This window comes from Comamonas brasiliensis (genome assembly GCF_018292285.1).
GTDB lineage: Bacteria > Pseudomonadota > Gammaproteobacteria > Burkholderiales > Burkholderiaceae_C > Comamonas > Comamonas brasiliensis.
In genome coordinates this window covers 1,435,713-1,447,010 of sequence record NZ_JAANES010000001.1, presented here as the reverse complement: position 1 = coordinate 1,447,010, position 11,298 = coordinate 1,435,713, and the positions used below count along the sequence as shown (strand labels likewise).

15 protein-coding genes are annotated in these 11,298 nt (G+C 58.6%); 12 read left to right on the top strand and 3 right to left on the bottom strand.

The features are described from left to right. Window positions 1-27 precede the first annotated feature (27 nt). The 11 genes from DJFAAGMI_RS06490 (at window position 28) to DJFAAGMI_RS06440 (ending at window position 6,958) form a co-directional block, all read left to right on the top strand. Window positions 28-792: a hypothetical protein gene (locus DJFAAGMI_RS06490; RefSeq protein ID WP_211456403.1), complete on the top strand. Its 765-nt coding sequence runs from the start codon at window positions 28-30 to the stop codon at window positions 790-792. Between the two features lie 47 nt (window positions 793-839). Beyond that, window positions 840-2,135 (top strand): hypothetical protein, encoded by a 1,296-nt coding sequence (locus DJFAAGMI_RS25010; RefSeq protein ID WP_249333863.1) that lies wholly within the window; start codon window positions 840-842, stop codon window positions 2,133-2,135. 3 nt (window positions 2,136-2,138) lie between these two features. Next, window positions 2,139-2,603, top strand: a complete 465-nt coding sequence (locus DJFAAGMI_RS06480; protein ID WP_211456402.1) for a hypothetical protein — start codon at window positions 2,139-2,141, stop codon at window positions 2,601-2,603. Between the two features lie 28 nt (window positions 2,604-2,631). Further along, the gene (locus DJFAAGMI_RS06475; protein ID WP_211456401.1) at window positions 2,632-3,648 is read left to right on the top strand and encodes a major capsid protein; all 1,017 of its coding nucleotides are present in this window, start codon (window positions 2,632-2,634) and stop codon (window positions 3,646-3,648) included. Window positions 3,649-3,650: 2 nt separating this feature from the next. Beyond that, entirely contained in the window at window positions 3,651-4,100 is a 450-nt protein-coding gene (locus tag DJFAAGMI_RS06470) for a hypothetical protein (RefSeq protein WP_211456400.1), read from the top strand. Beyond that, complete coding sequence (locus DJFAAGMI_RS06465; RefSeq protein ID WP_211456399.1) at window positions 4,097-4,468, top strand: DUF7370 family protein; 372 nt, start codon at window positions 4,097-4,099, stop codon at window positions 4,466-4,468. The genes DJFAAGMI_RS06470 and DJFAAGMI_RS06465 overlap by 4 nt, the downstream gene beginning before the upstream one ends. A gap of 396 nt (window positions 4,469-4,864) precedes the next feature. Next, window positions 4,865-5,224 carry a hypothetical protein gene (locus DJFAAGMI_RS06460; protein ID WP_249333860.1) on the top strand — a complete coding sequence of 120 codons (360 nt, stop codon included), beginning with the start codon at window positions 4,865-4,867 and terminating at the stop codon, window positions 5,222-5,224. After that, window positions 5,224-5,574: a hypothetical protein gene (locus DJFAAGMI_RS06455; protein WP_211456397.1), complete on the top strand. Its 351-nt coding sequence runs from the start codon at window positions 5,224-5,226 to the stop codon at window positions 5,572-5,574. The genes DJFAAGMI_RS06460 and DJFAAGMI_RS06455 overlap by 1 nt, the downstream gene beginning before the upstream one ends. Further along, entirely contained in the window at window positions 5,571-5,921 is a 351-nt protein-coding gene (locus tag DJFAAGMI_RS06450) for a phage tail termination protein (protein ID WP_211456396.1), read from the top strand. Before DJFAAGMI_RS06455 ends, DJFAAGMI_RS06450 begins: the two co-directional genes overlap by 4 nt. A 12-nt stretch (window positions 5,922-5,933) precedes the next feature. Beyond that, the gene (locus tag DJFAAGMI_RS06445) at window positions 5,934-6,398 is read left to right on the top strand and encodes a phage tail tube protein (RefSeq protein ID WP_211456395.1); all 465 of its coding nucleotides are present in this window, start codon (window positions 5,934-5,936) and stop codon (window positions 6,396-6,398) included. Beyond that, window positions 6,398-6,958 carry a DUF6246 family protein gene (locus DJFAAGMI_RS06440; RefSeq protein ID WP_211456394.1) on the top strand — a complete coding sequence of 187 codons (561 nt, stop codon included), beginning with the start codon at window positions 6,398-6,400 and terminating at the stop codon, window positions 6,956-6,958. Before DJFAAGMI_RS06445 ends, DJFAAGMI_RS06440 begins: the two co-directional genes overlap by 1 nt. Window positions 6,959-7,047: 89 nt before the next feature. On the opposite strand, the gene DJFAAGMI_RS06435 is transcribed toward DJFAAGMI_RS06440, so the two are convergent. The 3 genes from DJFAAGMI_RS06435 to DJFAAGMI_RS06425 form a co-directional block, all read right to left on the bottom strand. Continuing rightward, on the bottom strand, window positions 7,048-7,233 hold the full coding sequence (locus DJFAAGMI_RS06435; RefSeq protein ID WP_211456393.1) for a hypothetical protein: 186 nt from the start codon (window positions 7,231-7,233) through the stop codon (window positions 7,048-7,050). A gap of 339 nt (window positions 7,234-7,572) precedes the next feature. Continuing rightward, window positions 7,573-7,920 carry a BrnA antitoxin family protein gene (locus DJFAAGMI_RS06430; RefSeq protein ID WP_211456392.1) on the bottom strand — a complete coding sequence of 116 codons (348 nt, stop codon included), beginning with the start codon at window positions 7,918-7,920 and terminating at the stop codon, window positions 7,573-7,575. Between the two features lie 2 nt (window positions 7,921-7,922). Beyond that, window positions 7,923-8,216 carry a type II toxin-antitoxin system RelE/ParE family toxin gene (locus DJFAAGMI_RS06425; protein WP_211456391.1) on the bottom strand — a complete coding sequence of 98 codons (294 nt, stop codon included), beginning with the start codon at window positions 8,214-8,216 and terminating at the stop codon, window positions 7,923-7,925. 186 nt (window positions 8,217-8,402) lie between these two features. Here DJFAAGMI_RS06425 and DJFAAGMI_RS06420 point away from each other — a divergent pair, with 186 nt between their 5' ends. Beyond that, window positions 8,403-11,279 (top strand): tape measure protein, encoded by a 2,877-nt coding sequence (locus tag DJFAAGMI_RS06420; RefSeq protein WP_249333858.1) that lies wholly within the window; start codon window positions 8,403-8,405, stop codon window positions 11,277-11,279. Window positions 11,280-11,298 lie beyond the last annotated feature (19 nt).

Sequence of the window (11,298 nt, the reverse complement as noted above, 5' to 3'; positions counted from 1 at the left end):
GGTTACACTGGGCGTATTGGAGGGATTATGAGCAGTAAAAGAACATTTATCGGAATATTTTTAACTCTGTTGTATTTACTAGTTTCTTGCATTTTTGCCATTACATCCTGGCCATCAGGTGGGCTTAGCCTAAATGAGTTTGGAGATATGCTGGGCGGGGCTTTTGGTCCGATAGCATTTCTTTGGCTTGTTCTTGGTTATCTTCAACAGGGCGAAGAGTTGAAGGCGAACGGAGCAGCCTTAGAAGCACAAGCCAGAGAACTTAACAAATCGGTTGAAGAACAAAGGGCACAGGCGGAGGCTATAAAAAAGCAAGTAGAGCAAGATCGGGCGTACTATGAATTTTTGCGTTTATCTGCCGAAAAGCAACAACGAGAATTGATTCAGTCTCAGCAGCCTATTTTGACTATCGACACAAAAAATTCAAGTATTTCGGGTAGCGTTCTTGAAACAACTATTATTCTGCGTAATGCAGGAGCAACTTGCACCTTTATTTCTGCAAAAATTCACACATCTATAGACATAAAGACTATTGAATACAATAATATATATCTTGAAACAGGAAAATCAATTCCTATTCTTCATCTGACTTTTAATAATTCGGAGATGACTGGGACGATATCTATTTTTTATCTCGATGCGATGCAACGCCAAGGTCGAATAAATCTTAGAATTGCAAGAACAGGAATTTTAAGTATAAAAACTGTTGGCGATGATATCGATATTGCTGCATCTAGTTGGGGCGATGCACTTTCCCATCAGCTGCGCAGCGAACCATCAAATAAGCTGTAGCGTCTTCGGTCTACCTAGCATGGCTTGCATCTACATGAGGCAAGTCCATGTCCAAGAAACGCATCCACATCATCAGTGCCGTCAATGCGGCCAACGTCAGCAAATCCGGCACCACCTACACGATCCGCGATGTCTGCGGCGCCGTCGACGATATCGTGATGAATCGCCGGCTGTACCCGGCCGACCAACTGGCCGCAGGCATCAAGACCCTGGAAGGCAAGCCGGCACCGGCGGGCCACCCCAGGAACAGCCAGGGCCAGCACATCAGCGCGGCCCACGGCGAGGCCTTGGCCTCTGCGTGGATTGGCGCCTATTGCACCAATGCCCGGCATGAGGGCGGACGGTCTGTGACCGATGTGATCGTCAACGGCGATATGGCCCAGGCCACCGACAAGGGCCGGCAACTGGTGCAGCGGCTGGACGCCGCCATTGCGGGCACCAATGCCGAGCCCATTCACGTCAGCACCGGGCTCAACCTGATCGAGGTTCTGGCCAATGGCGAGAGCCGCGGCAAGAAATACCAGTCCATCGCCACCAACCTGCAGTACGACCATCTGGCCATCTTGCTGGACGAGGCGGGCGCCGGCACTCCGGAGCAGGGTGTAGGCATGTTTCTCAACAGCGAGGGCGGCGAGCAGGAGATCGAGACCGTTCGCGTGAGTCAGGACCCTGAGGACCGGCGCTATGAAGGGGCGATGGGCTGGCTGCGCAGCCTTTTTGCCAACAGTGGAATCAGCTTTGACCAGATCTATGAAGGCTTGCGCGTGGGCCTGCCCGAGAACGCCTGGGTGCGCGAGGTGTTCTCAACGCATGCGGTTTGGACGGACGAGGCAGGAAAGCTCTGGCGCCAGGACTATCAGACCTCAGAAAGTGGCTCCGTAGCATGGTTTGGACAGCCTGTTGAAGTCGTTCGGCAGGTTTCCTATGAACCGATCACGCACCACCAGGAGGTCGACATCGTGAAAGAGCAAATCATTGCCGCACTCAATGCTGCGGGCATCAAGACCGAGGGGCTGAGCGATACCCAGGTCCTCGCAGCCTACAACGCGCTGGTGAACAAGCCCCTGGAAGAAAAGCTGACTGCAGCCAACTCACGCATCAGCGCGCTGGAGGCTGATCAAGCCGCTGTGGTCAATGCAGAGCGCGATGCCCTGGCTGCCGAGCTGGCAGCCAATAGCTCGCTGACCGTCGACGACTTCAAGCTGATGCCGCTTGAACGCCTGAAGGAGCTCAAGGCCAAGGCAGCGCCCGTCATCGTAGGCAGCAGCATGGTGCACAAGCAGCCCGGCGACGAGTTCAAGGGCTATTCCATCAACAGCCTGATTGAAGAAGGAGCCAAGTAAGCCATGGCCCAAGCCAACCTCATTTACCGCGGCCCCCACGACCGTCATCCGCGTACGGTGTCCGACAAGCCGGTGGCCGCCGCGCTGTTGCCGGGCACCTTTGTCACGGAAGGCACTGCCACGCTGACCCAGGCTGCAGCGCCTGGCCCGTTGGTGCGCTTGTTGGCCCATCGCGACTTCTACGCGCCTGCGGGCAGCTGGTTCAACGACAGCGATCCGCTCAAGACAGCCTATGCGGTCAACGAGACGGGCGTTGCCTACATCCTGGAGCCCGGACAGCAATACCAGGCTGCCGTAGCGGCGGGGGACTACAGCTTCGGCCAGCCGCTGACCATTGGCGCCGCCGGGCGTCTGACAGCAGCCGCCGCCGGCAAGCTGGTCGTGGCTTTCGCGTCGGCAGCTGCCCATGGAGCCGCCGCCGGCGACCTGCTGGATGTGGAGATCGCCAACTTCTACCCCATGGCCTGAGCGGTCAGCACTCGATAGGGAGAATCACATGCTTCGTTTGACCGATGAACAAAGCGCAGCCATCAACGGCGCACGCGCGGCCTTCAATCTGCGCCAGACCGCCCTGGCCACCAATGCGGCATTTGCCGACGGCTTCGGCGATGCCCTGACCGGCAATGCAGCTCAGGTTCCCCTGGATGCATGGCGCCGTATCGACGGCCGCGCCGTTCAACTGCAGCGCGACATCCTGGTGATGTTCAACCGCCTGGCGCAGGCCAGCTCAACCCCCGTGGCCATGGCGGACCTGGTGTCCTACTTCCCCAAGGTCTCCGACTCTGGCGAGGTGCATGTCACCATGGACGGTCGCAGCGAAGGCCGCGCCGACCAGGCGCTGGTGCAGTACGAAGGCACGCCCTTGCCGATCTTCGACAGCCAGGCGCGCTTTGGCTGGCGTCAGATGGAAGTGATGCGCCGCGGACCGTCGGGCATTGATACGGCCACGATTTCCAACCACCAGCGCAAGGTGAGCGAGAAGCTGGAGGATGTGGTGCTCAACGGCTACGGCTCCATCAATGTGGCCGGCTCGACCATCTACGGCCTGCGCAACTTCCCGCACCGCGCCAGCGACCGGCACGGCCTGGCTCTGAAGGGCGCGACGGGCACGCAGTGGCTTGGCGTGATCGAGGCCTTGGTAAATGCGCACCTGGGCGACAACGCCTATGGCCGCATCACCATCTTCTTGAACTACGGCGACTACACCTACGCAGATATTAACGAGTTCACTCCCGGCTATCCCAAGACGATTCTCACGCGTCTGCGCGAGGTCTCACAGCTGGCCGAGATCGTGCCAGTGCCGCGTCTGCATGCCAATGAGCTGATCAGCATTGCCAACATCGGCAACGGCGACTGGGGAACCATCCTCAACGGCATGCCCCTGGTCACACGTCCCAAGGTGCGCCACAACCCCGAGGACGATTATGTCTTCGGCGTGCTTGCGGCTGCCGTGCCTCAGTTCCGCAGCGACTACGAAGGTCGCTCGCAGATCGCCCATTTCACAAAGGACTGACCATGTCCCTTTACACCATCAAACACTTGAAAGCGCCCTGGCCAGCAGGCGCCAAGGTTGGCGATGTCATCGAGTTTGCAGTGCTGCCCGGCTGGGCGGCGGGCAAGTGTGAAGAGGGCGGGGCGCAAGCGACGGTGTTTGCCAAGCAGGAAGTCTCGGGCGACGGCACTGGCGTGGCACTGTCCCCGGTCGATCCTAACGCGGCCAGGATTGCCGCCACGCTGTCGGCTACTGATGAGCAGGCGCGTCAAGAACTGCAGGAGCGCCTGCTGACTGCTGAGCAGGCGCTTGCCGCGACCAAGGCTGACCTGGAGGCTGCTTTGGTCCGTGAGGCAACACTTCAAGCTGCGCTTGCAGAGGCGCAGCAGCACAATGCCGCATTGGCCTCCGAGCAGCTGCAGGCGCTCGGCGGCAAGCCCGAAGACAAGTCCCAAGCGAAAGGCAAAAGGTGATCACGAGCGCGCAGGCGCAGCAGTATCTGGATGCGGCGCTGGGCATCAGCGTGCCCGCGTTTCTTTTGGAGGCCGCAGTGGCGCGCGTGGCGACAGCCGAGCAAGCCATGGTGGATGCGGGGTACGACAGCCACACTCAAATTTTGATCCAGTGCATGGCCGTGGCATTGGTAGCGGCTTCGGGCGACCCTCGGCGTCTGTCCAGTCAAGGCGCGCCCTCCGGTGCCGCTCGGGGCTTCAAGTACAGGGACGGTGACCTGACCGCGCTGCGCCGTTCGTTGGCTGCTCTGGATAAAGCCGGCACGGTGGCCGATATCGTCGGTCCTGATCCGGCTTCATCGGCCTTTATGTTTGTGGTGAACGGCTGACCTCGTTAGCCCGGGCCGTTTAGTAGCTCTAACCCATACCATCGACGACCAGATGATTGAGTTACCAGAACGCTACATCTTCTGATGGCTTTAGCCACATCATTGACAGCGCTGTTTACCGTAGAAATATCCTCTGTTCCTGAGTATGTGTACTCAGCTGGCGGAAGTCTGTACCACCGGCCATCGTCGCTTTTGATGTAATCGACAACACCTTTGATAGCGAGGTTCCTCCTCAGGTTGTCATAGTCTTGCCAAGTGGCGTTGTCATGGAGCACAACGCGAATTGTGTAGTCAGCCAATCTCAATCTCCCTCTTGTTACCAATTGGTAAGACTGATCATATAGGTCCCTTAGGAAAGCAGTATTTCAGAAATGCGCCCTCCCTAGCATGGGGCGCATGTCTGCATCAGCTGCCTGGTCCTATACCGCGAAAGCCACCCATTGGGCGCTCCTGGGTCGTGACGACTGGAGCGGCCAGCTTGCCTTTGCGCCCCCCGTCACCTTTGACTGTGACTACAAGTCGGAGGCAGTGCGATCATCGGTGGCAGGAGGGACGTCCCCGGCGACTGGTGTGGAGCTGGCGTTGCGTCACGTCATCTACACGGAGTACAGCGCCGTCAAGCAAGGCGACTATGTCCTGATTGGCGAGAGCCCGCTGCCGGACCCGCTGGCTGCCGGAGCGGTTGAAGTCCGCACGGTGGTGCGCGACGCCGATACCTTCGAGCGCATGGCGGACGATTTCAGGATCCTCACGTAATGGCCAAGCCACGCATTACCCATCGGTTGCCGCAGTTCGCAGCGCAGGTCCAGGCCAAGGGCGTGCGCGGCATGACCCAGGCCCTGGTGCTGGGCGCATCCGAGGCTTCGGTGCTGACGCCGATCGACACCTCGACGCTGCTCAACAGCCAATACCGACGGGTCGAGACCGAGGCACACAAGGTGGTGGGGCGCGTCGGCTACACAGCGGTCTATGCCGAGCCCGTCCATGATCCGGAGCACCAGCAGCGCTTTCGCAGGCCTACGGCTGAGAAGGAATTCCTGGTCAACGGCTTCGAGCGCGCAGAGCCCCATATTCGCGCCGTGATCTGCGGAGCGATCAAGACATGACTGCCAGCGAAGCGCTCAGAGAAATTCTGCAGCCCGTGCTCAAGGACTGGCGCTTTCAGTTTGGCCGCTGGATCGATGGCGGAAAAGCTGTGCGATATGCCGTGCTCAGGCCCATGGGCGGGCCCATGGCGGGCTTGGTACGCCAGCCGGCATTCAGCCTGGTACTGATCGGTGCGGCAGCGGATCCGCTTTCCGCGGCCGAGCGCAAGGCGGAGGATGTGATCCAAAAGCTGTTCGCGGAATCCGGCTCCCTAGTATTTGCACAAACAGGTGAGCCCATCTACTGGGCTACCGGGGACGGCCGGCCAGTGGCCGAAATCGCCATCCACACCATCATCAACCGTTAAAAGGAGCTTGCCATGGGCGCTCATGTTGGACGCGACGTCAAGGTCGAATTCGCCCTCAAGGATGAGGCGACGGTACCGCTGGAGGCTGACTACCAAATCCTGGGCATGATGCGCGCCAAGAGCATCAGCACCACCTGGGATACCGCCGATACCACGGCAGACAAGTCTGCCGACTTCACCAAGACCAGCTTGGTGACTTTCAAGAATGTCGAATTCTCCGGCGATGGCGTGAGCTACGACGACGAGGTCTTCAACCAGGAAAAAATGGAAGCCCATGTGGTTAGCCCGCCAACATCTACGGGCCATCAGCCCAAGGTCTGGCTCAAGATCACTTATCCAAGCGGCAAGAATTACAGCGGGCCGTTCATCGTGACTTCCTGGAGCAACGATAGCCCGCACTCTGCAGAAGCAACCTGGAGCATCGGCGCGCAAAGCAATGGCGATGTCACCCTGACTCCTGCACCTGTGGGTCCCTGATGCTGATTGAGCACGGTTATTCCAGAGTCGTGACTGCCAACGGCCTGGAGTTCACATTCACACCGTCGTTCGCCCGGATCGCCCAACTCGGGCACCCGGGCGAAATCGTTGATGCGTTCCGCGGCCTGTTCGGGCCTCGCGCGCTATTCAATGCCCGCTATGTGCTTGCCGTGCTCTGCGATCAGGACGATGCAACAGCTCTGTTGGGGTGGCAGGATGAAGACGGTGAGCACGAAGGAAACATGCCCGTGCTGGAGCAAATCAGCCTGGCGGCCCACTTGATGCGTCATGGGCTTGTGGGCAGCGGCGGCACCAGGCAAGACGGCTCAAGCCCTGTGACCCAATTCCATGTCGCCGAATATGTGGCCGCAGCCCGTATTCATCTGGGCTTGAGCACTGCAGACGCCGAAGCCTTGAGCATGAGCGAGTTTCAGGCGTTATTTGAAATGAAGTATCCGCAGAGCAAGTCGCCAAAGCGGGATGTGCCGACCCGGGAGGAATATCGAGCGGCCATGGAGGCCATCGAGAGAAGACGTGATGGCCAAAATTTGGCTATTTAAAATCGGAAGTGGGCGGCACAAAAGGCTACATGCAAAAACTTCCTGAAAAGAAAGTTTTCGCATGGGTGAGATTTAGTTTGTGAGCTGATTTACAATTTTTTTATGGAAATAGCCTCGGCTTCCTTATTACGGTATGCAGAGTTACTATTTTTAAACTTGCTCACTGCCAATGTGGCTGCAGAAGAGTCGCTCTCAGCCTCAACACGTATCGTTTGAGTGCTGCTCTTAGGCTTTCCTGGATCACCGTAGGCAATTTTCACATCGTACTTATTCATTGCAATGCTCTCCGTCTAAAACTAGTAGGCACCGAAAATTTTTATCGGTAATTTATGTTACCACTAATTACATTTCTAGGAGAATTTATTTTTAGCGTGAATGAGATTATTCTAATCTTGCGCTGGCAGAAAGATCTGCTGGAAGATGGATTCGCGGCGGCAATGAACCAATACAGGAGTTCGTTTAGCAATCGTTACGGCGGTGAAGCATCGGCTGACATTCTGGAAAGCCTACACGCAGCTAAATCTGATCGCATTGTCTGTAGTGCCTTAAGAACTGAGGCGATAGGTTAGGTCTAGCCTATCGCCGGTCGCTGCAGTGGCTATGGTTGCCTTGTCCTAACGTGTCTCGGCCGTGGGCTTGAGACGACCAGCTTCAATATCGGCCCTCAACAGATCATTGACGCGTCTCTGCCAGTTCTTGCCGCTGGCCTTGAGGGCTTGCAGCACGTCCGGGTCAAGCCGGATATTGGTGGGAACCTTGGCATTGGCCTTGATAGAGCCGACAGGGCGACCAGGCTTACGGGCTGCAATTTGCTCCGGGGTATGGATGGCCGCGAAGTTGCCAGCCCTCAGGTCGGCAAGTGATTCGCGAAGGCCGGGCACTGCCTGTCCAGCATCAGCCTCAATGGCTGCCGCCAGCTTTTCAGTATTGATGCCCTGAAGTGCCTTGAGGGACTTGACCATGATTAGCTCCTTTTGATTTCCTTGGGCAGGATGTTGGACCGTTCGGCTTTGGTATACACCGCGACCAGCAGAACAATTTCATCCTCGCTCAGATTGAAATAGATCACCCGCGCACCGCCGCGCTTGCCCTTGCCTTGCACAGTCCAGCGAACTTTGCGGGCACCGTCAGCACCGGGAATCACATCACCAGCTTCTGGGTTTGCCGCAATCCAGCTAATGAACTCCAGACGATCTGCTTCAGTCCAGACGTCAGCGACTTGCTTCTGAAAGGCTTGGGTTTCGATGACCGTGAACATTGGATTAATTGTATCTACATTAAATAATGCAGACAAGTTATTGTGTAGATACAAAAAATAGTGAGCCAGAAATGCCGACAGGTGTTTGACGAGTGGCAAACCTCTTGATGACTCGGTAGTCAAAGTGCCCGTCTCGCCCGGTTCAGTGCTTCCCTAGCATCTGCGCCAGAAGCCTGGAGAGCATGCATGTCTGAAAAAGTCGGCGAGATTTACTACGAGGTAACGCTTGAGTTGGAGCAGATGATCAGGGATCAGCGCCGCGCTCAGCACAGCCTGGAAAAGACCGCCGACAGCCTGCAGCGTTTGTCGCCGATCGCTGCCGCAGCGAAAGCGGCTCTGTCGGGCCTGGCGGTGATGAAGATCATCGACATGGCCGACGATTGGGGCCAGTACGCCAGCCGTATCAAGATGGCGACCAGGAGCGCAGAAGAGTATGCCTATGTGCAAGAGCGCATGCTGGCCTCCGCGAATGCCACGTTTCGCAGCATCAAGGAGACGCGCGAGAGCTTTATCCAGCTTTCGCCGGTGTTGCGGGAGATGGGGCTTTCGCTGGGTCAGTCCGTGGATGTGATCGACACCTTCAGCGGACTGTTGGTGGTCAATGCGGCCAGTGCCGACAAATCCAAGCGGGCCATGGAGGCCCTGGCCAAGTCGCTGCAAAAAGGACGCGTGGATGCCGATGCCTGGATGAGCATCTACTCCTCCGTCGATACCGTGGTGGATCTGATTGCCCAGAGCACCGGCAAGAGTGCGGCTGAAATCCGTCGCCTGGGTGCGGAAGGCAAGCTCGGCATCGACATGCTGGTGCAGGGTATCTCGGACGGGTCTGCCAAAGTGGCAAAGCAGGTCAAGGAGATGCCGACCACGGTCAAGGACGCCATTCAGTCCGTCACCAACGCGCTTTATGAATATGTGGGGCGCACGAATGAAGCCAGCGGCATTACCGCGACGATCTCTTCTGCCGTCGAGTCGCTGGGCGAGCACTTCAATCTACTGGCCGACACCGCCCTGATTGCCGTGGCTGCAGGCCTGGCCCGATATGTCGGCGGCATGGTGGCAGCCAGTGTCGCTACCGCAGCCAAGACGGCAGTGGCCGTGCGTGGTGCAGCTGCCGAGGTTGCCCTGGCCCAGGCACAGGTGGCTGAAACTGCGGCTTCTCTGGCGCAGGCCCGCGCGTTGCAAGGAGTGGGCGTGACGCATGCACAGGTCACGGCAGCCACATTGGCCCATGAGGCGGCAACCCATCGGCTCACCGCTGCGCAGGCCGCTCAGGCAGCTGCAGCTTCTGCGATGGGCGGTGCCTTGCGAGGCTTGATTGCCTTTTTGACCGGACCTGCAGGCCTGGCCATTGCCGCCGGTATTGCTGCGGCAAGCATTTTTGCCTTTGGCAGCCAGGCCGCCGACGCTGTCCCCAGGGTCGAGGCCTTGACCGCTGCGATCGATAAGCTCAGCGATAGTGAGCTTGCCAATCAGCGTATCAAGGCAAGCGATGCCATCGGCGCGCTGACCAGCAAGGCGCAGCAGGCCAACGCAGCCGTCAAGGCGCTGGAGCGTGACCAGTCGGCACTGAACAAGCAGTTCAAGCAAGGGCACGGTGGCATTGACACCGAGGGGCTGAACAACGTCAACCGTACCCTGATTGAAGCGCGAGCCAATGCTGATGCAGCGACCAAAGAGCTGCAGGCCATGATCAATGCCGACTACCAATTGGCCCAGGCGCAGAAGCAGCGCGCCAATGCGCCGAAGGTCAAGGCCAGGGTGAGCCAGCAAGACCCGGAGGTCCAAAAGCGTCTGGCGGCGATGCGCGACGAAGAGGCCTTGGCCAGATTGACGGGGGCGGCACGCGCGCGTTTGCAGGCTATCCAACGGCTGGGCGCGAAGGCCACCGCCGAGGAAAGAGCCGAGGCGCAGAAGCTGGCCACCTCCATCTACCAACTCAACGAAGCGCGCAAGACACTTCAGCAGGGGGCGAAGGCAGAGCAGTTTGATAGCAAGGGATACCTGCTGGGACTGAGTGCGGACGCTGCCGTCAACGAGTGGGCCAGGATCGATGCCGAAGAGCGCAAGGCGATGAGCCATCACGACAGGCTACTCAAAGAGCGCAAGCTCAAGACCGAAGAGTATGAGCAGGGCGTGATGCTGATCAGGCAGAAGTATGCGATCCAGCGGGCCAGGCTGGATGAGGACATGCTGGGCACCTTTATTGCGAAGGCGGAAGAAGCCCAGAAAGCCCGGGATGATTTGGCCAGGCAGGCGCACGAGCTGGGCAATGCCCTGACCGAGTCGGTCATGACGCCGCTGGAGCGCCTGAATGCCGAACTTGCGAAGCACGACAGCCTGCTGGCCTCCGGCGTGATTTCGCAGCAGACCTACGCCCGGGCAGCCGCCAAAGCCAGCAAGGAGTACCAGGAGAGCCTCAACCAGATGGATCAGTTTTCGGTGCGCTTTGCCAAGAACGTGCAGGACCAGCTCGGCGATACCCTCTACCGCAGCCTGACGGGCAGCTTCAACGACATCGGCAAGGCCTGGGGTCAGATGCTGCTCAAGATGGCCAGTCAGGCGGCTGCGGCCGATATTGCGCGCTTTCTCTTTGGCGGCCTGGTCTCTGGGGGGACAGGTTCGGGTGTGCTGGGCTCTGCCCTGAGCCGGCTCGGCAGCTTTCTGGGCATCAGCGGCGGCCGTGCCTCAGGCGGCGAGGTGGGCGCCGGCAAGATGTACGAGGTCAATGAGCGCGGCATGCCGGAGCTGCTGACGATTGGCAACAAGCAGTTGCTGATGATGGCAGGACAGTCCGGTCGCGTGGCCCCGTTGGGCGGTATGGATGTGGCAAAGGTGCCGACCCCGCATGGGGATGGTGGCTCATGGGCGGCACCCGTGATCAACATGAAGTTCATCAACGTACCGTCTCAGCCTGAAGTGACACAGCGGCAGGGGGCCGGCGGTAGCTTTGATGTCGAGGTGATTTTCAAGCACTTCGAAGATCGCATTGGCGATGGAATTGCGCGCGGCTCTGGAACGCCATACCGAGCGCTGAAGGGGCGCTTTCCGGACCTTAGGGACTGAAGTGCTGTTGCTGAACGCG